The 22832-nt window shown below is 68.4% G+C and carries 28 protein-coding genes; 21 read left to right on the top strand and 7 right to left on the bottom strand.

Annotation, left to right across the window (positions count from 1 at the left end; genetic code table 11):
* Positions 1-31: 31 nt before the first annotated feature.
* The 18 genes from G524_RS0103145 (at position 32) to G524_RS0103065 (ending at position 13525) form a co-directional block, all read left to right on the top strand.
* A complete protein-coding gene (locus G524_RS0103145; protein ID WP_027442406.1) occupies positions 32-1189 on the top strand; it encodes a phage portal protein in 1158 nt (385 codons plus the stop codon).
* Complete coding sequence (locus tag G524_RS0103140; RefSeq protein ID WP_027442405.1) at positions 1186-1491, top strand: DUF6127 family protein; 306 nt, start codon at positions 1186-1188, stop codon at positions 1489-1491. The genes G524_RS0103145 and G524_RS0103140 overlap by 4 nt, the downstream gene beginning before the upstream one ends.
* Positions 1492-1505: 14 nt before the next feature.
* Complete coding sequence (locus tag G524_RS0103135) at positions 1506-1895, top strand: HK97 family phage prohead protease (protein WP_027442404.1); 390 nt, start codon at positions 1506-1508, stop codon at positions 1893-1895.
* 79 nt (positions 1896-1974) lie between these two features.
* Positions 1975-3132 carry a phage major capsid protein gene (locus G524_RS0103130; RefSeq protein ID WP_027442403.1) on the top strand — a complete coding sequence of 386 codons (1158 nt, stop codon included), beginning with the start codon at positions 1975-1977 and terminating at the stop codon, positions 3130-3132.
* Between the two features lie 154 nt (positions 3133-3286).
* Positions 3287-3832, top strand: a complete 546-nt coding sequence (locus tag G524_RS0103125; protein ID WP_027442402.1) for a head-tail connector protein — start codon at positions 3287-3289, stop codon at positions 3830-3832.
* The gene (locus G524_RS0103120) at positions 3829-4008 is read left to right on the top strand and encodes a hypothetical protein (protein WP_156893994.1); all 180 of its coding nucleotides are present in this window, start codon (positions 3829-3831) and stop codon (positions 4006-4008) included. The genes G524_RS0103125 and G524_RS0103120 overlap by 4 nt, the downstream gene beginning before the upstream one ends.
* On the top strand, positions 3998-4393 hold the full coding sequence (gene gp17, locus G524_RS0103115) for a tail completion protein gp17 (RefSeq protein ID WP_027442400.1): 396 nt from the start codon (positions 3998-4000) through the stop codon (positions 4391-4393). The genes G524_RS0103120 and gp17 overlap by 11 nt, the downstream gene beginning before the upstream one ends.
* 5 nt (positions 4394-4398) lie before the next feature.
* The gene (locus G524_RS0103110; RefSeq protein WP_027442399.1) at positions 4399-4806 is read left to right on the top strand and encodes a phage major tail protein, TP901-1 family; all 408 of its coding nucleotides are present in this window, start codon (positions 4399-4401) and stop codon (positions 4804-4806) included.
* Positions 4803-5117 carry a gene transfer agent family protein gene (locus tag G524_RS0103105; protein WP_027442398.1) on the top strand — a complete coding sequence of 105 codons (315 nt, stop codon included), beginning with the start codon at positions 4803-4805 and terminating at the stop codon, positions 5115-5117. Before G524_RS0103110 ends, G524_RS0103105 begins: the two co-directional genes overlap by 4 nt.
* Positions 5114-5323 (top strand): phage tail assembly chaperone, encoded by a 210-nt coding sequence (locus G524_RS14805; protein WP_036857285.1) that lies wholly within the window; start codon positions 5114-5116, stop codon positions 5321-5323. The genes G524_RS0103105 and G524_RS14805 overlap by 4 nt, the downstream gene beginning before the upstream one ends.
* The gene (locus tag G524_RS14800; RefSeq protein WP_342662443.1) at positions 5307-5756 is read left to right on the top strand and encodes a hypothetical protein; all 450 of its coding nucleotides are present in this window, start codon (positions 5307-5309) and stop codon (positions 5754-5756) included. Before G524_RS14805 ends, G524_RS14800 begins: the two co-directional genes overlap by 17 nt.
* Before the next feature lie 19 nt (positions 5757-5775).
* Positions 5776-5976 carry a hypothetical protein gene (locus G524_RS17330; protein WP_342662442.1) on the top strand — a complete coding sequence of 67 codons (201 nt, stop codon included), beginning with the start codon at positions 5776-5778 and terminating at the stop codon, positions 5974-5976.
* Positions 5977-5989: 13 nt separating this feature from the next.
* Positions 5990-8311 (top strand): DUF2460 domain-containing protein, encoded by a 2322-nt coding sequence (locus tag G524_RS0103090; protein WP_027442397.1) that lies wholly within the window; start codon positions 5990-5992, stop codon positions 8309-8311.
* Positions 8311-9120: a DUF2163 domain-containing protein gene (locus G524_RS0103085; RefSeq protein WP_084625029.1), complete on the top strand. Its 810-nt coding sequence runs from the start codon at positions 8311-8313 to the stop codon at positions 9118-9120. The genes G524_RS0103090 and G524_RS0103085 overlap by 1 nt, the downstream gene beginning before the upstream one ends.
* An 11-nt stretch (positions 9121-9131) precedes the next feature.
* Positions 9132-9551, top strand: coding sequence for an NlpC/P60 family protein (locus G524_RS0103080; RefSeq protein ID WP_027442395.1), 420 nt, complete (start codon positions 9132-9134; stop codon positions 9549-9551).
* Between the two features lie 4 nt (positions 9552-9555).
* Positions 9556-11736, top strand: coding sequence for a phage tail protein (locus tag G524_RS0103075; RefSeq protein ID WP_027442394.1), 2181 nt, complete (start codon positions 9556-9558; stop codon positions 11734-11736).
* A 16-nt stretch (positions 11737-11752) separates the two neighbouring features.
* On the top strand, positions 11753-12205 hold the full coding sequence (locus G524_RS0103070) for a DUF2793 domain-containing protein (protein ID WP_027442393.1): 453 nt from the start codon (positions 11753-11755) through the stop codon (positions 12203-12205).
* 180 nt (positions 12206-12385) lie between these two features.
* Positions 12386-13525: an OmpA family protein gene (locus G524_RS0103065; protein WP_027442392.1), complete on the top strand. Its 1140-nt coding sequence runs from the start codon at positions 12386-12388 to the stop codon at positions 13523-13525.
* 313 nt (positions 13526-13838) lie between these two features.
* Here G524_RS0103065 and G524_RS0103060 read toward each other — a convergent pair whose 3' ends face one another.
* The 7 genes from G524_RS0103060 to G524_RS17285 all read right to left on the bottom strand — a co-directional run bounded on the left by G524_RS0103060 (position 13839) and on the right by G524_RS17285 (position 20730).
* Entirely contained in the window at positions 13839-15467 is a 1629-nt protein-coding gene (locus G524_RS0103060; protein WP_027442391.1) for an MFS transporter, read from the bottom strand.
* 51 nt (positions 15468-15518) lie between these two features.
* Entirely contained in the window at positions 15519-16217 is a 699-nt protein-coding gene (gene queC, locus G524_RS0103055; protein WP_027442390.1) for a 7-cyano-7-deazaguanine synthase QueC, read from the bottom strand.
* 45 nt (positions 16218-16262) lie between these two features.
* Positions 16263-16685, bottom strand: coding sequence for a DUF3617 domain-containing protein (locus tag G524_RS0103050; protein ID WP_245561275.1), 423 nt, complete (start codon positions 16683-16685; stop codon positions 16263-16265).
* A gap of 86 nt (positions 16686-16771) precedes the next feature.
* Positions 16772-17671, bottom strand: coding sequence for an Hsp33 family molecular chaperone HslO (gene hslO, locus G524_RS0103045; RefSeq protein ID WP_027442388.1), 900 nt, complete (start codon positions 17669-17671; stop codon positions 16772-16774).
* A gap of 49 nt (positions 17672-17720) precedes the next feature.
* Entirely contained in the window at positions 17721-18659 is a 939-nt protein-coding gene (argF, locus tag G524_RS0103040) for an ornithine carbamoyltransferase (protein WP_211219268.1), read from the bottom strand.
* Positions 18659-19858, bottom strand: coding sequence for an aspartate aminotransferase family protein (locus G524_RS0103035; protein ID WP_027442386.1), 1200 nt, complete (start codon positions 19856-19858; stop codon positions 18659-18661). Before G524_RS0103035 ends, argF begins: the two co-directional genes overlap by 1 nt.
* A gap of 134 nt (positions 19859-19992) precedes the next feature.
* Positions 19993-20730 carry a cold-shock protein gene (locus G524_RS17285; RefSeq protein ID WP_027442385.1) on the bottom strand — a complete coding sequence of 246 codons (738 nt, stop codon included), beginning with the start codon at positions 20728-20730 and terminating at the stop codon, positions 19993-19995.
* A gap of 272 nt (positions 20731-21002) precedes the next feature.
* Between G524_RS17285 and G524_RS0103025 the strand changes: the two genes are divergently transcribed.
* From G524_RS0103025 to G524_RS0103015, 3 genes are read left to right on the top strand one after another with little or no spacing between them, the layout of a single operon-like run.
* Positions 21003-21434, top strand: coding sequence for a protein tyrosine phosphatase family protein (locus tag G524_RS0103025; protein ID WP_027442384.1), 432 nt, complete (start codon positions 21003-21005; stop codon positions 21432-21434).
* Positions 21435-21447: 13 nt separating this feature from the next.
* Positions 21448-21867, top strand: a complete 420-nt coding sequence (locus tag G524_RS0103020; protein WP_027442383.1) for a hypothetical protein — start codon at positions 21448-21450, stop codon at positions 21865-21867.
* On the top strand, positions 21860-22819 hold the full coding sequence (locus G524_RS0103015) for a sterol desaturase family protein (RefSeq protein WP_027442382.1): 960 nt from the start codon (positions 21860-21862) through the stop codon (positions 22817-22819). The genes G524_RS0103020 and G524_RS0103015 overlap by 8 nt, the downstream gene beginning before the upstream one ends.
* Positions 22820-22832: the final 13 nt, after the last annotated feature.

Here is a 22832-nt window from a genome sequence, read left to right as displayed (position 1 = left end):
GGCCTCGCGCGCCTTAAACCAGGGATTGCCCATGACTGTGCTTGAAATGCTTCGCGCTGCCTTCAAGGGCGCGGCGCGCAACCGCGTGCCGCTCTCTCCGGCGCTGGTTCACGGCTGGCTTGCCGCCTGTGACAGCGGCCCGGGCCCACGCCCCTATGACTATGCCCGGGCGATTGCCGAGGGCTTCCTTGCCAATCCCATCGTCCAGCGCTCGGTGCGGCTGGTGGCCGAGGGGGTGGGCCAGGCGCCGCTCGCCTGCCCCGATCCGCGGCTTGCCACGCTGGTCACCGCCACCAGCGCCGGGCAATCGCTGGTCGAGACGCTGGCGGCGCACCTGCTGCTGCACGGCAATGGCTATGTCCAGATCCTCAAGGATGCTGCCGGCACCCCGATCGAGCTGTTCGCGCTGCGGCCTGAAAGGGTGAAGGTGGTGACCGGGCCGGACGGCTGGCCCTGCGCCTATGATTACACGGTGCAGGGCCGCACCACCCGCATCCCATGCGAGGATGAGCACGGCTGGCCCCAGATCATCACCATCCGGGCGATGCACCCGAGCGATGACCATCACGGTGCCGGGGCGCTCGAGGCGGCCTGGCAGGCGGTGCTGATCCACAATGCCGCGACCCACTGGAACCGGGCGCTGCTCGAGAACGCCGCACGGCCCTCGGGCGCGCTGGTCTATGAGACCGCCGACGGCGCCAGCCTGACGCACGAGCAGTTCGAGCGCCTCAGGCGTGAGCTGGATCATGCCTTCGCCGGCGCCGTCAATGCCGGGCGCCCGCTGCTGCTCGATGGCGGATTGAAGTGGCAGTCGATGGCGCTCTCCCCGGCCGACATGGACTTTGCCACGCTCAAGAGCGCTGCGGCGCGCGACATCGCCCTTGCCTTCGGGGTGCCGCCGATGCTGCTCGGCCTGCCGGGAGACAACACCTATGCCAATTACCGCGAGGCCAACCGCGCGCTGTGGCGGCTGACCCTGCTGCCGCTCGCGGAAAAGCTGTTCGCCGCGCTGCGCCAGGGGCTTGCCCCGTGGTTTCCCGAGGCGGTGCTTGGCATCGACCTCGATCGCATCCCGGCCCTGTCGGAAGACCGCGAGCGGCTCTGGGCCCAGGTCTCCGATGCCGACTTCCTGACCCGTGCCGAAAAGCGCCTGCTGCTCGGCCTTCCTCCCGAGGAGACTGCCCGATGAGCCACGAAGATGTGTTGGCGAGCCTGATGGCCCAGGCGCGCGAGGAAGGGGCAGCGCTGCTCACCCTGCGCGCGATTGTCGAGGAGGCGAGCGCGCTTGCCACCCACCGCACGCTCGAGCGGCTGGGGCTCGGCGATCCCGGCGCCGAGGATGACCTCGAGGAGCTGCGCGAGCTGCTCCAGGCCTGGCGCGATGCCAAGGCAAGCGCCTGGAAGGCGATCGTCGAATGGATCATCCGCGGGCTGCTGGCCCTGCTGCTGATCGGCATGGCGGTGCGGCTCGGCTTCTGGGATCGGCTGTGAGGCGGAGCCAGGCCATGCGCTTTGCCGGATATGCCGCACTGTTCGACGTGCCCGATGCGGGCCGCGACACCATTCGCCGCGGCGCCTTTGCCCGCAGCCTTGCCGCGCGCACGGTGCCGCTGCCGCTCTACTGGCAGCACCGCGCCGACCAGCCGATCGGCGTGGTCGAGAAGGCCGAGGAGGATGCCCGCGGCCTTCGCGTCATCGCCCGGATCGACCGGCCGGAAAGCCGCGCCGCCGCGCTGCTCGCCAACGGCGCGGTCAATGGTCTCAGCTTCGGCTTTCGCACCCGCGCGGCGCGGCACTCGCCCGCCGGGCGCGAGCTGATCGAAATCGATCTCATCGAGGTCAGCCTTGTGACCTACCCGCTCCAGCACCGCGCCAGGGTGCATCTGATCGCCTGATCGGCGCGCCCCACCCCTTCACCCACCGGCCGCCGAACGGGGCGGCCTTCCTTCTGCCCAACCGAAAGGCCCCTGCCCCATGGAAACGACCCCCACTGCTCCCATCACCGGCACCGATGCGCTCGATGCCAGCTTCGACATCATTGCCCGCCAGGACCGCGCCGAGGCCGATATCGCCGCGCTGCGCAGCGATGTCGATGAAGTCAAGGCGCGCCTCGACAAGGTCGCCCGCGCCGCCGCCAGCCGCCCGGCGATTGGCGCGGGCGGCGCCAGCGAAAGCGCCGAGATCAAGGGCTTTGTCGATGGCTATCTGCGCCGCGGGCGCGAGAGCGAGGTAAAGTCGCTGAGCGGCGCCACTCCGGGTGATGGCGGCTATGCCGTGCCGCGCGCGATCGACGCGGCGATCACCGCCGAACTGGTCGAGATCAGCCCGATCCGTGCCATTGCCCAAGTGGTGCAGACCGGCACCGCGGGCTATCGCAAGCTCGTGGCGACCGGCGGGATCGCCTCGGGCTGGGTCAGCGAAACCGGGCCGCGGCCCGAGACCGGCACGCCGCAATTCGCCGAGATCGCGCCCCCCAGCGGCGAGCTCTACGCCAATCCCGCCGCCAGCCAGGCGATGCTCGATGATGCCGCCTTCGATGTCGAGGCCTGGCTCGCCAACGAGATCGCGCTCGAATTTGCCCGGGCCGAGGGCGCGGCCTTCGTCAATGGCACCGGCATCAACCAGCCGGCCGGCTTCCTCACCGCCCCGACCAGCGCCGCGGTCGATGGGGTGCGGGCCTTCGGCATGGTGCAATATGTCGGCTCGGGCAATGCCACCGGGCTGGGCTCGGCGCCCGAGGCCAAGCTCATCGACCTCATCCATTCGCTCAAGGCGGGGCACCGCCAGGGCGCGGTGTTCGTGATGAACGCGGCGACGCTGGCGCTGGTGCGCAAGCTCAAGACCGCCGATGGCGCCTTCCTGTGGCAGCCGGGCCTTGTCGAAGGCCAGCCCGACCGGCTGCTGGGCTATCCCGTGATCGAGGCCGAGGACATGCCCGACGTGGCGAGCGGGGCCTTCCCGATCGCCTTCGGCAATTTCCGCCACGGCTATCTGATTGCCGAACACGGGGCCACCCGGATCCTGCGCGATCCCTTCACCAACAAGCCCTTCGTCCACTTCTACGCCACCCGGCGCCTCGGCGGGCAGGTGCTCGATTCGAACGCGATCAAGCTGCTCAAGATCGAAGCCTGAGGCCGCCGCGCCCCAGCTTCGCTGCGCCGATCGGCGCGGCGCCCCCTTTGCGCGCCGGTCGGCCTCTTGCGCCCGCATCCTGCTCGGACTGCCTCTCCGCCGAGCCGGGGATGCGGGCGCATTTTTCCGGGTTCAAGAAACGGGAGACACCGCGATGGAGCGGATTATCGTGCAGCCGCCAGTGCCTGGCGCTCTGGCGCTGGCCGAGCTCAAGCACTGGCTCGGGATCACCCGTCCGGATGATGACGCAGCGCTGAGTGGGCTGCTCGATACCAGCCTTGCGATCTGCGAGGCCTTCACCGGCAAGGCGCCGCTGCGCCAGGAGGTGGAGGAAACCATTCCCCTGGCGCGCGGCTGGCAGGAACTCGTCTCGCGCCCGGTCAGGACGATCACGGGCGCGGCACTGATCGATGCCGAGGGTGACCGTTCGGTCTTTGCCTCCCCGAGCGAGGCGATCGAATGGCGCATCGGCACGAGCGCCTGCGTCCAGCTGCTCCAGGTGTTCACGGGCCGCGGCGTGGCTGTCCGCTTCGAGGCCGGGATCGCCGATGACTGGGAGGGCCTGCCCGCACCGCTGCGTCAGGGGATCATCCGCCTTGCCGCCCATTCCTATCGCGATCGCGAGGGCAAGGCCGCCGCGGTCCCCCCGGCAAGCGTCACGGCGCTGTGGCGCCCCTGGCGCGCGGTGAGGCTGGCGTGATCCGCGCCAGCGCCGCCGCGACGCGGCTGATCGCGCGTCTTGCCGCCCGGGCCCGGCAGATCGCCGAAAGGCGCAGCAGGGCGGCGCGCCGCACCGCCCACGACACCGGGGCTGGCTGGCGCTCGGCCAGAGCGCTGTGGCCCGACCTGTTCGAGGACGCACAGGATGGAAAATGAGCTGCGCGCCGCGCTGATCGCCTGGCTGAGCGCCGATCCGGCGCTCGCGGGGATCAATGCCATCGCCGAGGAAAGCCCGCTCAGCGTCAGTCCGCCCTGGCTCGGGATCGCGGCCAGCGCCTCGGCCGACTGGGGCACCAAGGACCGCCCCGGGCGCGAGACCCGGATCGCGCTCGAACTCGTCACCCGTATCGACCGCCCCGAGGCCGATGCCGCGCTGCTCGCCGCAATCGAGCGCCGGGTGCTTGGCCTGCCGCGCCTTCATGCCGGGTTCGAGGTCGCCACCATCCGCTTCCTGCGCGCCCGCAGCGAGGCGCGCCCCGACAATCTGCGCGCCGCGCTCATCGAATTCCGCTTTCGCCTGTTTGCCCCAGCCACGGAGTAACAACCATGCCCGCTCAATCCGGCGCCGCCTTCCTGCTCAAGATCTCCGACGGAGCCTCGCCGCCCACATATCAGACCGTCGCCGGGCTCAGGACCACGCAGATGTCGATCAATGGTGATACCGTGGTCATCACCCACAAGCAGTCGGGCGGCTGGCGCGAGCTGCTCTCGGGCGCGGGCACCCGCTCGGTCTCGGTCAGCGCCGCCGGAATCTTCCTTGGCAGCGCAGCCGAGGATGCGGTGCGCGCCCACGCGCTCGCCGGCACGCTCGATGATTACGAATTGTCGTTCGAGGACGGCGCCCGGCTGCGTGGGCGCTTTCTCGTGCAGCGGCTTGATTATGCCGGGGATTTCAACGGCGAGCGCACCTATACGCTGCAACTCGAAAGTTCCGGCCCGGTGATCCCGGCATGAGCCGCCCCGCCAATCCCCTGCGCGGGGAAGCCCGGCTGAGGGTGGCTGGTGCCGACTACGTGCTGCGCCCGAGCTTTGAACATCTGGTCGAGGCCGAGGCAGAGCTGGGATCGCTGTTCGCCCTGGTTGAACGCGCAGCCGCGGGGGCGATGACACTTTCGGAGATGACCGCGCTCCTGTGGCATTGCCTGCCAACCGAGAACCGGCCGCCACGCGAGGCAGTCGGCGCAGCGCTGCTCGAGATCGGCCTGGTCGCGGCGACCGAGCCGGTGCGCGCGGTACTCGCCCAGGTGCTCCAGGGCCGCGCGTGAGCGCCACCTTCGCCGCCGCCGCGCAGCGCTGCTGGGCGCTGGCCGCGCGCTGGCTGGGCTGGCGGCCTGACGAGTTCTGGAGCGCAACGCCGGCCGAGCTGGCGATGGCGCTCACCCAGCCGGACGATCCAGGCTCGCCCGCTCCGCCGAGCCGCGAGACCATAGAGCGCATGATGGAGCGTGATGCCCATGACCGAAGGATTTGAGGAGCTGGTGATCGACGTGCGCGCCCGCACAGAGGGCTTTGCCAGCGATCTGGAAACCATGCGCCGGTCGCTAGACACCTCGCTGCTCGATGGGTTTGGCCGGGCCGGGGACGTGCTCGAGCGGGGCCTGCTGGCGGCGATCCGACGCGGCAGTCTCGGCTTTGACGACTTGAAGCGCATCGCCTTCAGCGCGCTCAGCGAGATTGCCGCCTATGCGCTGCAATCGGGCATGGCCAGCCTGTTCGGCAAACGGTGCCGGCGGTGGCGCTGGTGGCCTCGGTGGCCTGCTTGGCCAGACGATTGGCGCACTTTTCGGCCTGCCCGGGCGCGCCACCGGCGGCCCGGTTTCACCGGGCCGCCCGATCCTCGTCGGAGAACGAGGGCCCGAGGTGTTCGTGCCCACCAGCGCGGGCCGGATCGACAATCTGCCTGAAGCGCCAAAAGCGCCGATCATGGCGCAGGAGCGCGCGCCGATCGTGTTTGTCCGGCCCCCTGCGGTGCGGATCGAGACGAGTCCGGCTGCACGCCCCGCTCAGGATGTTCGGGTGGCCATCCAGCTTGCCGTGCCGCGCGGGCAGGCAGCCCCAGCCGCGATGCAGCGTTCTGCCCGCCAGATCGCCAGCGCGGTGCGCCGCACACTTGACCAGGCATAATCGGAAAACCCCAATGGCGTTCTGGCTCGCCCGCGCGGCCCGCGGGCAGGAAAGCAGCTTCATCCAGCGCTTCGATCCGCGCTTCTGGACGGTCAATTTCCCGCGGCCGGCGATGGCGGCGGTGGTCACTACCGCGCCCGATGCCTTGCGGGTCGAAGTCGAGTTGCACCATGCCGGCGAACTCGTCGGGCTGATCTGGGACAGCGTCGATGCGCTCGATCACCCGCTGCTCGCCTACGCGACCGACCGGGACTATGCCCACACCACCCTGAGCTTTCGCTGGCAGTCCGAAGGGGTGATCGCGCTCGACCAGCCCAACGGCCCGACGCTGACGATCGAGGGGCGCGATGCCAATGGCGCGCCGCGCACCTGGTATGTGCGGCTCTGGAACTATGCGCAGGGCACGCCCACCGATGCGCGCATTACCCTGCCCTTCTCGCAGCTTGAGAGCGGCTATGGCCTGCCCGGCGAGCCGATCCACCCTTCGGATATCGACCGGATGTTCATCTCGCTGGTGGCGCCCGGCTATGTTCCGGGGAGCACCGCCCCGCTGCCGGCGCGGTTCAACGGGTCGGTCATCATGTCCGAGATCAATGCCGATGGCTCCCGGGCCATGCTGGCGATCGGCGACGTGTTGGTTCCCCCGCATGGGGAGCGCATCGCCACCGCCTATGACGATGGCTATAACCAGACCCCGGCGCGGCTGCTGCGCAATCTGGTCGGCCTCGGCTATCGCGATGACATAGTCCACTATGTCGGGATGAGCCACTTCATGCGCCTGGCGCACACGGCGGGGGGCGCGCTCCTGGCGGCGCAGCCGGGCGCGCTGTGCACCCCGGCGGCGCTGTGGCATGGCGATTACTTCGCCCGGGCGCGCGCAGCCGGCTTTTCGGTGATCGCCTCGCTCTCGTACGAACTGTTCGATGCCTATTGCCCCGAAAGCTGGAAGCAGCGCACGGCGAACGGCGCTCCGGCGCTGACCGGTTGGGTGCCGCCCTCCACCCTCTTGTCACCAGCCCATGGCGAGGCGATGGCCTGGCTTGCCGATGTCGCGCGGGCCTTCGTCGCCTTGCTGGAAGCTGCCGAGCAACCAGTGCGCTTCCAGATTGGCGAGCCGTGGTGGTGGGTCACGCCGGCGGGCGAAATCTGCCTTTATGACGATGCGGCAAGGCTTGCCCTCGGCGGCAATCCGCCGACAATCCCCGATCTTGCCGGCCCGCTCGATGCGGCTGAGATTGCGCTGCTCGATGCGGCCGGCACGCTCCTTGCCCAATCAACCGCGGCGCTCACCGCCGCGGTGCGGGCTGCGGCCGAAGGAGCTGCCGAGGTGCTGTTGCTGGCTTTCACGCCCACCATCCTCGATCCCGCCCGGCCCGAGCTGTACCGCGCCAATCTGCCGGCTGGCTGGGCCTATCCCGCCTTCGACCGGCTGCAGATCGAGGATTATGACTGGCTCACTGCGGGCGCCGATGCAGCGCGGCGCACGGCCTATGCCTTCGTTGATGCCTGGCTCGGCTATCCGCGCGCAAGCCAGGATTACCTTGCCGGCTTCGTGCTTGATCCGGCCGACGCAGATACCCAATGGCCACGCATCGACCACGGCCTTGATGAAGCCGCCGCACGCGGGATCGCCCGCCGCTATGTCTGGGCGCTGCCCCAGGTGGCGCGCGATGGCTACACCCGCCTGCCCCCGCCTCCGGAGCCACCCATGGATGCCTTCGACGATGTCCTCTATCCCTTTGCCTTGGGGCGGGGCGCCTCGGTCGCGCCCGAGTTTTCCACCTCGATCGCGGTGACCGCCTCGGGCCACGAACGGCGCAATGCCCTGTGGGCCGACGCAAGGCTGCATTTCGACGTGGGCGCCGGGATCCGCTCGGAAGCCGAGCTCAGCCAGCTCATCGCCTTTTTCCGCGCCCGGCGCGGCCCGGGGCGCGGCTTTCGCCTCATGGACCCTTTCGATCACAGCTCCAACGGCATGACCGGAACGCCCACGATGTTCGACCAGCTGCTTGGGGTGGGCGATGGGCTGCGCGCGGATTTTCCGCTGATCAAGACCTATGGCACCGCCGACCCGCAGGTGCGCCCGATCACCCGCCCGCGCGCCGAGACGCTGCTGGTGAGCGTTGGCGGCGAGCCGAGCAGCGGCTGGACGCTCGAACCGCTCGGCGTGCTGCGTTTTTCCGAAGCGCCGCCGCCGGGCGCCGAGGTGCGCGCCGGCTTCCTGTTCGACGTGCCGGTGCGCTTTGCCGAGGATCGGCTCGATATTTCCTCGGTCAATTTCGCCGCGGGTGAGGCCCCTTCGATTCCGCTGATCGAACTGCGCGAGCGTGCCTGATGCGGGTGTTCTTCGACCGCGATCTCGATACGGTCGCAACCTTCTGGCGCATCTACCGCCGCGACGGCGTGGCCCTCGGCTTTACCAGCCATGACCGCGATCTCGTCTTCGGCGGGGTGCGGCACATGGCCGCCCCGGGGATGATCCCGGCCGCGGTGCGCCTCACCAGCGAGCTTGCCAATGACAGCGCCGAGGTCGAGGGCGCGCTCAGCCACGAGGCGATCCGCGAGGAGGAACTTGCCGCTGGCCTGTTTGATGAAGCCGCCATCGCCATCGGCGCGGTCGATTGGCTGACCCTCGAGCACGCCACGCTCTACACCGGCGAGATCGGCAGGATCGAGGATGATCGCCGGCAGTTTGCCGCCGAGCTGCGATCGGCCAAGAGCCTGCTGGAGCGCGACTTGGTGCCGCGCACCAGCCCCACCTGCCGCGCGGCTTTCTGCGGCCCGGGCTGCGGTCTTTCGCCCGTGCGGTTCACGCATCATCATCACCTCACCAACATCGACATCGACGGCAATCGGGTGGAGGTTCAGGGGATTGCGGGGGATCTGTTCGTCGATGGCAGGCTTCGCTTTCTGGCCGGGCCGCAGACCGGGATCGCCTTCGGCGTGATCGCGGCTGCGGGCGCGTGGCTGGTGCTCGATCGCCCGCTGGTTGCCGGCACGCAGCCCGGTACGCGCATCGAACTGCGCGAAGGCTGCGACCACACCATCGCCACCTGCGCGGCGCGCTTTGCCAATGCGATCAATTTCCGGGGTGAGCCGTTCCTGCCGGGCAATGACCTGCTGGCCCGCTACGGCCAGCCATGAGGACGCCGGCCATGGGCGATGAGCGCGAACGCCTGCTGCGTGCCGCACAGGCGCTGCTGGGCTGCCGCTTCCGCCTCCACGGGCGCGACCCGGCAACGGGCCTCGATTGCGTTGGCCTGGTCGCCGCCGCCATCACGGCTTGCGGCCTCGCCCCCATCACGCCGCGCGGCTATGGCCTGCGCAACCTCGAGATCGGCACCTGGCTCGCCTGCGCCGACCGTTCTGGTCTCATCAAGGCCTGCGGCCCGGTGTGCGCGGGCGATGTGCTGCTGCTTGGCCTCGGCCGCGGCCAGCATCACCTCGCGATTGCCGCCGAGGCCGGCAGCGTGATCCATGCCCATGCCGGCCTCGGGCGGGTGGTGCAGCAACCCTTCGACCCGGGCTGGATAATCTGCGCCCAGTGGCGCCTTGCCCCTCCAGTGGAAGTCTAAGTCCATGGCAACCTTGCTCCTCACGGCGATCGGCACGGCGGTGGGCGGGCCGATCGGCGGGGCGATCGGCGCGCTGGTCGGGCAGCAGGCCGATGCGATGCTCTTTGCCCCCACGCGCCAGGGGCCGCGGCTGCGCGAACTTGCGGTGAGCACCTCAAGCTATGGCACACCGATCCCGCGCCACTTCGGGCGGATGCGGGTGCCGGGCACGGTGATCTGGTCAACCGACCTGATCGAGACGAGGCGCAAGGACAAGGGCCGCAAGGGCCAGCCATCGACCGTCACCTATTCCTATTCGGCCTCCTTTGCCGTGGCGCTGTCGAGCACGCCGCTTGCCGGCATCGGGCGGATCTGGGCCGATGGCAATCTGCTGCGCGGCACCGCGGGAGACCTCAAGACCGGCGGGGCGATGCGCTTCTATCCCGGCCACGGCGATGATCCGGTCGATCCACTGATCGCCGCGGCGCGGGGCGCCGAGGCCCCGGCCTTTCGCGATTGCGCCTACGTGGTGTTCGAGAATCTCGAGCTTGCTGATTTCGGCAACCGTATCCCGGCGCTGAGTTTCGAGATCTTCGCCGCGGGCCCTGCCGATTCGGTGCCGCTCGCCGCGCTGGTGCCGGTGGCGCAAGGCATGGCGGAAAGCGTGGCGCTCACGCCCGCACGCGGGCTTGCCGATGAAGGCGGGCCGCTCGGCAGCACGCTGGCGGCGATCGATCAGGTCATCCCGCTGGTCTGCACGGCTGGCGGCGAGGGGCTGTTGATTGCTCCGCGCGCCGAACCGAACGGCGAAGCGCTGACCTTGCCGGAGCAGCTTGCCGAGGCTGGCCGCGCGCGCGAGGAAACCCGGCACAAGCAGCGCGCCGGCCCACCCGTTCGCGCCCCGGCCGCGCTGCGCTATTACGACGAGCAGCGCGATTACCAGCCGGGCATCCAGCGCGCGGTGGGCGCGCGCGATGCCGGGCGCGAGCAGGTGATCGACCTGCCCGCCACGCTCACCGCCGAGGGCGCGCGCCAGCTTGCCAGCGGCGCCGCGCAGCGCGCGCGCTGGCAGCAGGAAAGCCTTTCCTGGCTGGTTGGCGAGCTCGATCCGCGCGTCATCCCCGGCAGCATCGTGCGCCTGCCCGATCAACCGGGCACCTGGCTGGTGCGCAGCTGGGAATGGCTTGATCGCGGCATCCTGCTCGAGCTCGAGCGGCTGGCACCGCCGAGCGCCGCGCCGCTGGCAAGCGATCCCGGCGAGACCCTGAGCCCTGTGGACCTCGTCATTCCACCGACCCGGCTGGCGCTCATCGAAGTGCCCCCCGATGGCAGCACAAATCCGGGCCAGCCGCTGATCTTTGCAGCGGCCTCGGCCCAGAACCGGGCCTGGCGGGGGGCCGCCCTGTTCGCGGTGCAGGGCAGCGCGCTCACCCCAATCGCCAGCAGCGGCACCCAGCGCAGCCTGATGGGACGGCTGGCCGAGCCGCTCGGCCCCTCGCGGGCGCTGTTGTTCGAGCGCGAAGCGAGTGCACGTGTCGACCTCGTGGCCGATGATCTGGTGCTTTCCGAAACGGACATCGCCGGACTTGCCGCGGGTGCCAACCGGATGCTGGTGGGCGATGAGATCATCCAGTTTGCCGGCGCCGATCCGATCGGTGCCGGGCGCTGGCGTCTTTTCGGCCTGCTGCGCGGACGCGGCGGCACCGAGCCCGCTGCAGCGCGAGGCCACGGAGCCGATACCCCTGTGATCCTGCTCGACGATGTGCTGGTGGCGCTGGAGGCGAACCTCGTGCCGCCACTCGCCACCTCGCGTATCGCCGCGATCGGGACGGGCGATCCCGATCCGGTGCTGGCCACCCTCGCCAATCCCGGGCTGTCACGCCGTCCCCCCTGCCCGGCGCACCCGCGCATGCGGACCGAAGCCGATGGCGCGCGGCTGTTTGCCTGGACGCGGCGCGCCCGCGGGCAATGGCGCTGGGAGGACGGGCTCGAGGTGCCGCTGATCGAGGAGCGCGAGGCCTACATCGTCGGTTTCGGCCCGCCGGACGCACCCCATTCGACCTGGCCGCGCAGCGAGCCATGGCTGCACCTCGGCAGCGCCGAGGTGAGCGGCCTCGTCACCCAGCACGGGCCCGGCCCGCTGTGGGTGCGACAGGTCGGCACCTTCGATCTGTCCCTTCCCCTCACTCTTGCCACCCTGCCCTGATGCGCTGGAGCTTGCGATGCCCGATCCCTTCCCCTTTCCCGCCGTAACCGCCACGCTCGAGCTGCCCCTGCTCGTGCCAGGGCAGGCGCAGAAGGAATTCTTCCTCAACGAAGCGCTCAGCATCCTCGATGCGGTCTATGCCCATGGGATCGATGGCTCGCTTCCCGCACCACCCGCTAATGCCCCGGAAGGCGCGAGCTATCGCGTCACCGCGCCGGCCAGCGATGCCTGGCAAGGGCGCGCGGACCAGCTTGCGCTGAGGATCAGCGAGACCTGGCATTTCGTCGCTCCGCGCGAGGGGATGAGCGTGTTCGACCGCAGCGCCGGCCAATTGCTGGTGTTCCGCACGACCTGGCAGAGCGCAGCCGCGCCCGAGGCGCCGACCGGCGGCAGCGTGATCGATACCGAGGCCCGCGCCGCGATCACGCAGGTGTTGCAGGCTTTGCAGACGCTCGGCATCCTCGCCTGAGCGCGAATTGGATCGCAGAAATGGCGGAATTGGCGGCTTTGCCTGTATTTCTTTTTTGCCCGCAACCGCAGCATAGCGACATTCTTGCAACACCATAGCGGCATTGATGGCTTGCCTCTGCCATGGGGAAAAGATAGAGACCGAACGAGCCTCATGTCTCAAGCTAAGGGGAAATTTATAATGCGCAAACTCGTCATTGGCATGGCGATGGCTTCGACCGCGCTGACCTCGCCTGCCCTGGCCCGCGAAGGCCAGTGGTATATTCAGGGCGACGGCGGCGTGATGATCGTCGAAGACCAGTTGGTTGGTGTGAACGGCGGCCCGAACGACGCTCGCGCCGACTATGACACCGATTATGACTTCGGCGCTGTGATCGGCTATGACTTCGGCGGGTTCCGCCTTGAGGCCGAAGCGAGCTACCGTGCGGCTGACCTCACCAGCGCTTTTGGCGGGACCAATGGCTTGGTGCTCAACCCGACCGGCGCGCCGCAGGTGTTCAACACCTTCACCGACCAGCGCGATGCGCTGGGTGAAGCCAATGCGCTGAGCTTCATGCTCAACGGGCTTGCCGATTTCGGCGATGATGATGGGCTTCAGGGCTTCGTTGGCGCCGGTGTGGGCGTCGCGCGCATCGACATGGAAGGCCGCGTGAATGCCAACGGCCCGGGCATCTGGAACGATTCGGACACCGGCTTTGCCTGGCAGGTGATTGCCGGTCTGCGCACCCCGCTCAGCGATTCGTGGGATGTCGGCCTCAAGTACCGCTTCTTCAACGCGCCCGACGTGAACCTGGTCGATCCGCTTGGCCGCAGGCTCGACACCGAGTTCCGCTCGCACTCGATCCTCGGTTCGATCACCTACAACTTTGGTGGTGAAGAGGCTCCGCCGCCGCCGCCGCCGCCTCCGCCGCCGCCTCCACCTCCTCCGCCGCCGCCTCCGCCGCCGCCTCCGCCTCCGCCGAAGGCGCCGTGCAACACCGGCCCGTACATCGTGTTCTTCGACTTCGACAAGTCGGACATCACGCCCGAGGCCGCGAGCATCCTCAACGGTGCTGTCACGGCCTATGCCAACTGCGGCACGGCGAGCGTGATGCTGGCCGGTCACACCGACCGCGCCGGTACGCCGAAGTACAACATGGGCCTCGCCGAGCGTCGCAACATGGCGGTGCGTAACTACCTGACCGGTCGCGGCATCCCCGCAGCGCGGATCACGAGCGAAGCCTTCGGCGAATCGAAGCCGCGGGTTCCGACCGCTGACGGTGTGCGCGAGGCGCAGAACCGCCGTGTGGAAGTGACCTACGGCCCGGGTTCGGGCATGTAAGTCCAGCCTTCCAGGGTTAAGCACGAGGGGGCCGGAGCGATCCGGCCCCCTTTTTGTTGCATCCGTGGCGGGCGCAACCGTGCCAAGCACGCTTGCATGGCCGCGCCTCCGTCTTTCTTCAGCCTCCGCAAGCTATCTCCCGCGGGGCAGGAACGAGCTCGGCACCGCCCTTGCAGGCCGCCGCACCACCGGGACAGCCTGCCCGCCAAGCGAGGGCGCCCCGATCCAGGCGAGCCACCACGGCACCATCATCACGATGTCGCAGCGCGGTGCCTGCGCCGACTGGGCTGGCGCCGCTTTCGCGCGGCGCCCTTCAGGGCGTGTCGGCGAAGACCTCGCCCGCTTCCGCAGCCCTCTGCCTGATCTCGCGCATCGCCCGCGGGAACAGCACCAAGGCACCGATCAGCAGCGCGACACCCACCGGCATCACCGCCAGAGTGGAGAGCACCCCGCGCGAGAGATCATCGCCGTTGATCGCCGAGACATAGCCCGCGATGAAAGGCCCCAGCCCAAGGCCGACGAGCGTGGTGGCGAGGAAGAAGGTCGCGGTTGCCACCCCGCGCATCCGCGGCAGCACCAGCGCCTGGCTCGAGGCGGCCGCGGCACCGAGCGCCGAGGCGGTGAGCATGTTGGCAAGGAAGCTCAAGGCGTAAAACACCGCAAGCTCGTGGGTGGTAAAGGCGGCATAGACCACCGGCACCGGCGTGACCAACCCGAACAGGATCACCCAGATGCGCCCGTCAGGCCGGCGCAGCAACAGGTAATCCGCCATCCTTCCCCCCAGCACCACTCCGAGAAAGCCCGCCAGCGCGGCTGGTGCGCCGAGGAAGGTGCCCAGCTCGGTCTTGGACGCACCGAGCACGCGCTCGGCATAGGGCGCGCCCCAATAGGAATTGGCATAGGCCATGAAGGCGACCATGCCATAGCCCAGGATCACGCAGACGAAGGCGGGCGAACCCCAAGTCAGGCGGAAGGTCGGCAGGTCGCGCGCCTTTAGCCCCATCGCCCAGCTGAACACAGCGTAATAGCCAAGGCCTAGGAACAGCCACTGGTCGGATACCCGCCAGGCGCCCGCGGCAGTGCCAGGCAGGAGATTGGCCGAGGCCGGCACCACCTGCGACAGACCGAGCGCAGCCAGCACAAAGAAGCCAAGGCCAGCAAGGTTGAGCGCCAGCGCCCGGGCCCCACGCATCGCCGCGCCGATCAGCGTGAACGGCGGGATCACCTCGACCAGCTCGCGCAGGAAACCGGCAAAGGGCCTTGGGTTCTCGGGCGTCGGCAGACCATCGATCGCGCCGCGCACCGGCTCCTTGAGCGAGAGCACCCACAGCGCCAGCACCAGCCCCGGGATTCCCACCGCCAGGAAGGCTGCCTGCCAGCCCGCAAGCCCCAGCGGCCCACCATCGGGATAGGCCCGGTTCCAGTTCTCGACGATCAGCGCCCCGATCCAGATCGACACCCCCCCGCCGATATAGAGCCCGGAAGAATAGATCGCGAGCGCGGTGGCGCGCAGGCGGGCCGGGAACCAATCTGAAATCAGCGAATAGGCCGATGGGCTGGCGGTGGCCTCACCAACCCCAACCCCGATCCGCGCCACGGTGAGCGTGGCCGCGTTGCGGGCAAAGCCCGAAAGCGCGGTCATGGTTGACCACAGGGCAAGACCAATCGCCAGCAGCCGGGTGCGCTTCCAGCCATCGGCGAGTTTGCCGAGCGGAATGCCGAAAAGCGAATAGAACACCGCAAATGCCGTGCCGTAGAGAAAGCCGAGATAGGCATCATCGACGCCAAGATCGGCCTTGATGTCATTGGCGAGGATCGAGAGGATCTGCCGGTCGATGAAGTTAAGCACATAGACCAGCACCAAGACGCCCAAGGCATACCAGCTGTAGGCGGGCACCGGCGCGTCCGCGTCGGGCGCGGCGGCAGCATTGTCCTGGCTCAAGAACCTCTCCCCTCTCTCGAGATGCGATGCACGGCGCGCAGATGTGCGGCCTCAGGCGTGATAGCGGGTGCTATCGACAATCCCGGCCTCGGCAAAACCCTTTTTCCTCAGGCGGCACGAATCGCACAGGCCGCAAGCCAGCCCCTCTGGCGTCGGGTCGTAGCATGACCAGCTCCACGCCGGATCGAGGCCGAGCCGCGCGCATTCACGGGCGATTTCGGCCTTGGTCATGTGCTGGAGCGGGGCGTGGATGGTGAAGGGCGCGCCTTCCACCCCGGCCTTGGTGCCGAGCCTGGCGGTCTCGGCAAAGCTGGCGATGAATTCCGGCCGGCAATCGGGATAACCCGAATAGTCGAGCGCGTTGACCCCGATGAACACGTCGCGCGCGCCCGCCGCCTCGGCGCAGGCGGTGGTGAGCGCGAGGAACACGAGATTGCGCGCCGGCACATATGTGACGGGGATGTCTGCACCCACCCCACCCTTGGGCACGGGAATCGCATCGGTCAGCGCCGAGCCACCAAAGGCGCGCAGATCGAGCGCGATGGTGGTGTGGCGCGCCACCCCCAGCGCGCCAGCGATCCGTGCTGCCGCTTCCAGCTCGCAGCGGTGGCGCTGGCCATAATCAACGGTAAGCGCATGAACGGCAAAGCCGCGTTCCATCGCCAGCGCGGCGCTCACCATCGAATCGAGGCCGCCCGAAAGCAGCACCACCGCCAGCGGGCGGGCCTTGCCTGATCCCGTTTCGCTCATGGCCGCGGCCCTAACACGGCGCGCGGCAAAGGCAATCGGCTGGGTTCAGCAGCTGCCGGTGCGCCGCGCTTCGGCGGTCATCTGGAAGGGCATCCCATCGTGAATGCCCTGGCTTTCGATCTGCACCAGCGCCGGGGTTTCGCGGCGGATGCTGGTGCGGCCATAGCCGTTGCCGGGGCAGGTGTATTGCACCGTCACCCGATTTGCCGCGTCCTCGATCACGAACTGGCTGCAGCCGCTCTCTTGGTGCATGATCTGGATGAGCTCGCCCCCGCTGCGCAGGCACAGCTTGCGCGGGGCGGCATCGCCGCGGGGCCGCAAGGTCCATTCGCCCTTGGCCAGAGTGCCGAGCAGCGCGAGGCCATTGCCCTGCGCCGCGAGCGGGCCCGTGCCCAAAGCGCCCCACCCGGCGAGGGCAATGCCGGAAAGCCCGAGGGCCATGGCGAGGATCGCAGGTGCTTGCTTCATGGTCGCAATCATGCCCCGATTTTGCTGTGCAGTGTTGTAAAATCCTGCCCGAAAGTTGCGCTCGGTGCGATTTTTCCGCGCAATGGTCAGATCGCCAGCGCAAAACTGCGCGAACAGAAGGCGCAATCGACCGCGATGATGCCCTCGTCGTTGCGCATCGCCGCCTGTTGCTCGGGCGGAAAGCGCGCGATGATCGCGGCGTAATGCGCGCTCGAACAGCGGCACCCGCGAGAAAGCGGCACGGCGGGATAGGTGCGCACTTCCGCTTCCTCGTGGAACAGCCGCCAGGCGATCGCCTCGAGCGAGAGCGCCGGGTCGAGCAGTTCCTCGTGGCTGATCGTGCCGGCGAGCAGAGCGACATGCTCCCAATCGGGATGATCCATCCGCACGTGGAGGCGCTCGCGCCCTTCCTCGCCATCGGGAAGATGCTGGATCAACAGACCAGCGGCCAGCCGGCCTTCGGCACCCGCACGGCTGGCCACCCGAATCAGCGTGGGCACCTGTTCGGACTGGCTGAAATAGGTCTCGCAGGCGGCCGCGAGGCTGTCCCCCTCGAGCGGGACGATCCCCTGATAGCGCCGTCCGCCCTCGGGCTCGAAGGTGATGGCAAGATAGCCCTCGCCGAACAGCGCGGCGAGCGTGGGGTTGGCCCCCAGCCCGGCCAGCCGCTCGGCATCAAAGTCGCAATAGCCGCGCACCGCCCCGGCGCGATAGTCGCACACCAAAAGGCGCACGATCCCGCCCTCGGTCTGCGCCTGCATCGTCATCTGCGCCCGCTCGCCCTTGAGCAAGCCGCCCATCAGCGCAGCAAGCACCAGCGCCTCGCCGAGCAGGTGGGTGATCGGCGCGGGATAGGCATGGGCCGCGAGCACCTCCTCGAGCACCTTATCGAGCCGCACCAGCCGCCCGCGGGCATGGCGTGCGGGGATGGTGAAGCCGAGCAGGGCATCGGCAAAGGTCTCGGCGCTGGCGCTGGTCGCGTTCATGCCTGCAGATATGGGGTGCGATTCTTGCAGGCGAAAGACCCGCCCACCCCTAAAGCCGCCCGAGGCACCACAGCAGCACGGATTTCTGCGCGTGGATGCGGTTTTCCGCCTCGTCGAACACCACCGAATGCGGCCCCTCGAACACCTCGGCGCTCACTTCCTCGCCCACATGGGCGGGCAGGCAATGCAGGAACAGCGCATCGGGTTTGGCCTCGGCCATCAGCGCGGCGTTGACCTGATAGGGCTGCATCGCCGCCTTCTTGTCGGCGGCATCGGCTTGTCCCATCGAGATCCAGGTATCGGTGACGATCACGTCCGCCCCGCGCGCTGCAGCCCTTGCATCCTGCGTGAGCGTCACCTGCGCCCCGCCCGCGCGCGCCAGGGCGACAAAGGCGGGATCGGGCTCATAGCCCGCCGGGGTCGCCACCCGGACATTAAACTTGAATAGCCCGGCGGCCTCGAGGATCGAGTGCAGCACATTGTTGCCATCGCCAAACCAGGCGAGCTCCAGCCCGGGCAGCGCCTTGCCATGCTCGATCACGGTGAGCAGATCGGCGAGGATTTGGCAGGGGTGCGAAAGGTCGGTGAGGCCATTGATCACCGGCACGCTGGCGTGGGCCGCCATTTCCTCGAGCTTGGCATGGTCATCGGTGCGCAGCATGATCGCATCGACCATGCGGCTGAGCACCCGGGCGGTATCGGCGATGGTCTCGCCCCGCCCGAGCTGGCTCGAGCCCGAATCGAGCACCAGCACGCTGCCCCCCAGTTGGCGCATGGCGATGTCGAAGCTCACCCGGGTGCGGGTCGAGTTCTTCTCGAACACCATGGCGAGCACATGGCCGGCGAGCGGCGCATCCTCGTCGCTGGCGCCGCGCGGCCTGCCGGCGCGGGCGGCCTTGCGGTCGATCGCATCATTGATCATCGCCGCCAGCGCATCGGCCCCGGCATCGCCGAGCGCACCGAAATGGCGGGCCAGGCCCCCGCCCATCAGGCCGCCTCGGGCAGCCGGAAGCTGGCAGCGCCGGCCGAAAGCTTGTCGAAGAACTCCTCGATCTCTGCCTCGCCGATCACCAGCGGCGGCAGGATGCGGATGGTGTTGTCCCCAGCCGCCACGGTCAGCAGCTGGTGATTGTCGCGCAGGTGGACATAGAACGGGCGGCTTTCCATGCGCATCTTGAGCCCGAGCATCAGCCCCTTGCCCCGCACCAGCTCGAACAGCTCGGGATAATTGCCGATGAACTGTTCAAGCCGGGTGCGCAGCCGCTCGCCCTTGTCGGCGACCGCGGCGAGGAACTCGGGATTGGCCACCGCATCCATCACCGCCAGCCCGGCGGCCATGGCCAGCGGATTGCCGCCATAGGTCGAGCCATGAGTGCCGATCGTCATGCCGCGCGCGGCCCTCTCCGTGGCGATGCAGGCGCCCAGCGGAAAGCCGCCGCCGATGCCCTTGGCGGTGGCCATGATGTCGGGCGTGATGCCATAGTGCTCATAGGCATAGAGCTTGCCGGTGCGCGCCACGCCGCATTGCACCTCGTCAAGAATCAGCAGGATGCCATGTTCGTCGCACAGCGCGCGCAGGCCCTGCATGAAGTCTGGCGAGGCCGGGCGGATCCCGCCTTCCCCCTGGATCGGCTCGACCAGGATGCCCGCGGTGTGCGGCCCGATCAGCGCCCGTGCCGCCTCGAGATCGTCGAAGGGGGCATATTTGAAGCCATTGAGCAGCGGGGCAAAGCCCTGGTGCATCTTGGCCTGGTTCGAGGCGCTGATGGTCGCCATCGTCCGGCCGTGGAAGGCATTGTGGAAGGTGATGATCTCGAACCGCGCTGGGTCGCCCGCATCCCCGGCATTCTGGTGATAGGCGCGCGCGGTCTTGATCGCGCATTCCACCGCCTCGGCCCCCGAATTGGTGAAGAACACCGTGTCGCCGAAGGTCGCATCCACCAGCCGCTGGGCCAGCCGCTCGCCCTGCGGGCTGCCGTAGAGGTTGGAGACGTGCATCAGCGTTGCCGCCTGCTGCTGGATCGCCGCGATCAGGCCCGGGTGCGAATGGCCCAGCAGGTTGACCGCGATGCCGCTGGCAAAGTCGAGATAGCGGGTGCCATCCTCGTCGATGAGATGGCAGTGCTCGCCGCGCACCGGCCGGACACCGCAGCGCGGATAGACGGGCATGAGCGGGGTGATCGACATGGGCTGCTTTCCTGATCGAGACGTGCGGGTGTGCCAAAAGCAAATGGCGGCCCTGAGCCAAGGCCGCCACTGCCATCCGTTAATCTTGCCGCGCCCGCGCGTCAAACCGGCGCTTGCGCGGCAATGGGCCGGGATCAGCCCTGGATCGGTGCCAGATTGACGGCCGAATACTTCCCGCGTCGATCCACCTCGAGATCGAATTCGTAGCGCTCACCCTCATTGAGGCCGGGCAGGCCCGAACGTTCAACCGCGCTGATGTGGACGAAGGCATCGGGCTGGCCATCATCGCGCACGAGGAAGCCGAAGCCCTTCATGCTGTTGAAGAACTTCACCGTGCCGGTGACCCGCTCCCCGGTCAGCTCGCGCTGCGGGGCAGCCGGGCGGGTGGAAACTGCGATCACCTCGCCGATGATCTGGAGATCCTGCGCCGAGACCTTGCCGCCGCGATCGACGAGATTGTATTGGAGCGCCTGGCCTTCGGCGAGGCCATCAAGCCCGGCGCGCTCGACCGCGCTGATGTGGACGAAGACATCATCGCCGCCCCCTTCCTGCTGGATGAAGCCGAAGCCCTTTTGCGCGTTGAAGAACTTGACCGTGCCCTTGCCGGTGCCGACGATCTGGGGCGGCATCCGGTTGAAGCCGCCACCGCCCGGGCCGCGCCCGCCGCCACCGCCGCGCGGGCCGCCGCCGAAGCGATCACCCCCGCCAAAGCGGTCACCACCCCCGAAACGGTCTCCGCCGCCAAAACGATCGCCGCCAAAATCACGCGGCGGCAGGAACCCATCGTGCCCGCTGCCGAACGGATCGAAACCATCTTCGCCGAAACCGTCGCGCTTGTCGCGACCGCGCCGGCGTCCCCTATCGTAACCCATAGATCAGTACGTACCTTGTCACACTGCCCGTCCTCCAAGGCGCCGGTGGCAGGGACAGTGAGCCGCACCGGTCGCCGACGCGCCGAAGATCCTTAGCGGTGCGCACCGCTCAAGCGTATAGCGCACCAGCGGGCGATTTGCGAATGATTTTACCGGGGCTTGCCAGCGCCTGCGAGGCGGCAGGCCCCGCGGCGCGGCGCCGCGGTACTTGTGAAGCACGCGAGGCTTGGGCATGAAGCGCAAGGCAGGATGAGCGAGGGAGCAGAGCCGCGATGAGCGATTTTCGCCGTTTGACCGAAAATATGCTTGTAAGCCCGCAGCTTGCGCTTGAGGATGTGGCCGAGGCCGCAGCCCTTGGGGTGGCCATGATCATCAACAACCGCCCCGATGGCGAAGACCCTTCCGCCCCGCAGGGCGATGAGATCGCCGCTGCTGCGGCTGCCGCGGGGCTCAATTATGTCGCCATTCCAGTCGGCCATTCAGGCTTCAGCCAGCCGCAGGTCGATGCCATGATCGCCGCGCAGGAGCAGGCCGAAGGGCCGATTCTCGCCTATTGCCGCTCGGGCACCCGCTCCACCCTGCTGTGGGCGCTGGCCGCTGCCAAGCAGGGTGAAAGCCCCGAGACCATTGCCCGCATCGCTGCCGCAGCCGGCTATGATGTCAGCCCGGTCCGCCCGATGCTCGACATGCTCAGCCAGAGCTGACGCTGAAAGCGGCATGGATCTCATCGTCCAGACCGCCGCTTCGCTGGTCGCGATCCTCGCGCTTGCAGGGCTGGCCTGGTGGCTGAGGCTCGGCGGGACGCCGCGGCTCGACAGCGCCGAGGCGGCGGCGCGAGCGGCCGGTGAGGTCGAGGATGGCTTTGCCCCCGTCGCCACCGCCTGCGATGCCGCAGGCGCGGGCGCGCTTGCCCGCGACAAAGAGGGGCGGATCATGGTGATCAAGCGCCACGGCAACCGCTTTGCAGGGCGCGTGCTCGGCCCCGGCGCCGCGGCCCACCTCGAGCGCACAGCGGGCGCGGGCCACCTGGTGGTCGATCCTGGCGAGCCGCGCTTCGGCAAGGTGCTACTCGACATCCCCGACGCCGCGGCTTGGGCCGAGGCGATCAATCGGCTAAGCGGGCGGCCGGATGCCTGATTTCAACCCCACCCAATATGCCGTGCCGCTGTTCGTGCTGGCAGTGCTGGCCGAAATGATCTGGGCCAAATTCCGCGCGCCTGAAGCCTATGAGCCGAAGGACACGCTCGTCAGCCTTGCCTTCGGCCTCGGCTCGACCGTCGCGGGCGCGCTGCTCGGCGGGTTTGCCCTGTCGGTGTTCCTCAAGGCCTATGACTATCGCCTGTTCGACTTCGGGCCTGAATGGTGGAAGGTGTGGTGGGCCTGGCCCGTCTGCTTCGTGCTCGATGATTTCAAATATTACTGGGTGCACCGCGCCGGGCACCGCATCCGCTGGATGTGGGCGGCCCATGTCAACCACCATTCGAGCCAGCACTACAACCTCTCGACCGCGCTCCGCCAGACCTGGACCGGGGCCTTGACCTTCGGCTTTCTCTTTGCCGTGCCGCTGGTGCTCCTCGGCTTCCACCCGGCGATGATCGCGATCTGCGGCGGGTTCAACCTCATCTACCAGTTCTGGATCCACACCGAGGCGATCCGGCGGATGCCCGCCTGGTTCGAGGCGGTGATGAACACGCCGAGCCACCACCGCGTCCACCACGCCACCAACCCGCGCTATCTCGATCGCAACTATGCCGGGGTGTTCATCATCTGGGACAAGCTGTTCGGCACCTTCACGCCCGAGGTCGATGACGAGCCGATCCGCTATGGCATCGTCAAGCAGCTGGGCAGCTTCAACCTCTTGTGGGCGGTGTTCCACGAGTGGATCGGCATGATCAGCGACATCATCCGCGCGCCCTGGCGGCACAAGCTCTCCTACCTGCTGCGCGAACCGGGCTGGAGCCACGATGGCAGCCGCCTGACGAGCGACATGATCCGCGCCCGCTGGCAGGCGCGCCAGGCCGCGGGGCAGCCCGCCGCCCATTCAGTGGCGGATCGAAACCCGATTGCCGGAAGCGCCGAAGCTGCCTAGTCTTCCCCCAAGC

This window comes from Erythrobacter cryptus DSM 12079 (genome assembly GCF_000422985.1).
Taxonomy (GTDB): Bacteria; Pseudomonadota; Alphaproteobacteria; order Sphingomonadales; family Sphingomonadaceae; genus Erythrobacter; species Erythrobacter cryptus.
This window is presented reverse-complemented; position numbering and strand designations above follow the sequence as displayed.

Coding starts and splice junctions, on each gene's coding strand:
- G524_RS0103135 (WP_027442404.1), top strand. CDS start 1,506: ATGCGCTTTGCCGGATATGCCGCACTGTTCGACGTGCCCGATGCGGGC.
- G524_RS0103110 (WP_027442399.1), top strand. CDS start 4,399: ATGCCCGCTCAATCCGGCGCCGCCTTCCTGCTCAAGATCTCCGACGGA.
- G524_RS0103140 (WP_027442405.1), top strand. CDS start 1,186: ATGAGCCACGAAGATGTGTTGGCGAGCCTGATGGCCCAGGCGCGCGAG.
- argF (WP_211219268.1), bottom strand. CDS start 18,659: ATGGGCGGGGGCCTGGCCCGCCATTTCGGTGCGCTCGGCGATGCCGGG.
- G524_RS0103070 (WP_027442393.1), top strand. CDS start 11,753: ATGCCCGATCCCTTCCCCTTTCCCGCCGTAACCGCCACGCTCGAGCTG.
- G524_RS0103065 (WP_027442392.1), top strand. CDS start 12,386: ATGCGCAAACTCGTCATTGGCATGGCGATGGCTTCGACCGCGCTGACC.
- G524_RS0103015 (WP_027442382.1), top strand. CDS start 21,860: ATGCCTGATTTCAACCCCACCCAATATGCCGTGCCGCTGTTCGTGCTG.
- G524_RS0103050 (WP_245561275.1), bottom strand. CDS start 16,685: ATGAAGCAAGCACCTGCGATCCTCGCCATGGCCCTCGGGCTTTCCGGC.
- G524_RS17285 (WP_027442385.1), bottom strand. CDS start 20,730: ATGGGTTACGATAGGGGACGCCGGCGCGGTCGCGACAAGCGCGACGGT.
- G524_RS0103025 (WP_027442384.1), top strand. CDS start 21,003: ATGAGCGATTTTCGCCGTTTGACCGAAAATATGCTTGTAAGCCCGCAG.
- G524_RS0103020 (WP_027442383.1), top strand. CDS start 21,448: ATGGATCTCATCGTCCAGACCGCCGCTTCGCTGGTCGCGATCCTCGCG.
- G524_RS0103080 (WP_027442395.1), top strand. CDS start 9,132: ATGGGCGATGAGCGCGAACGCCTGCTGCGTGCCGCACAGGCGCTGCTG.
- G524_RS0103130 (WP_027442403.1), top strand. CDS start 1,975: ATGGAAACGACCCCCACTGCTCCCATCACCGGCACCGATGCGCTCGAT.
- G524_RS0103125 (WP_027442402.1), top strand. CDS start 3,287: ATGGAGCGGATTATCGTGCAGCCGCCAGTGCCTGGCGCTCTGGCGCTG.
- G524_RS0103090 (WP_027442397.1), top strand. CDS start 5,990: ATGGCGTTCTGGCTCGCCCGCGCGGCCCGCGGGCAGGAAAGCAGCTTC.
- queC (WP_027442390.1), bottom strand. CDS start 16,217: ATGAGCGAAACGGGATCAGGCAAGGCCCGCCCGCTGGCGGTGGTGCTG.
- G524_RS0103085 (WP_084625029.1), top strand. CDS start 8,311: ATGCGGGTGTTCTTCGACCGCGATCTCGATACGGTCGCAACCTTCTGG.
- G524_RS17330 (WP_342662442.1), top strand. CDS start 5,776: ATGGCGCAGGAGCGCGCGCCGATCGTGTTTGTCCGGCCCCCTGCGGTG.
- G524_RS0103035 (WP_027442386.1), bottom strand. CDS start 19,858: ATGTCGATCACCCCGCTCATGCCCGTCTATCCGCGCTGCGGTGTCCGG.
- G524_RS14800 (WP_342662443.1), top strand. CDS start 5,307: ATGACCGAAGGATTTGAGGAGCTGGTGATCGACGTGCGCGCCCGCACA.
- G524_RS0103145 (WP_027442406.1), top strand. CDS start 32: ATGACTGTGCTTGAAATGCTTCGCGCTGCCTTCAAGGGCGCGGCGCGC.
- hslO (WP_027442388.1), bottom strand. CDS start 17,671: ATGAACGCGACCAGCGCCAGCGCCGAGACCTTTGCCGATGCCCTGCTC.
- gp17 (WP_027442400.1), top strand. CDS start 3,998: ATGGAAAATGAGCTGCGCGCCGCGCTGATCGCCTGGCTGAGCGCCGAT.
- G524_RS0103075 (WP_027442394.1), top strand. CDS start 9,556: ATGGCAACCTTGCTCCTCACGGCGATCGGCACGGCGGTGGGCGGGCCG.
- G524_RS0103105 (WP_027442398.1), top strand. CDS start 4,803: ATGAGCCGCCCCGCCAATCCCCTGCGCGGGGAAGCCCGGCTGAGGGTG.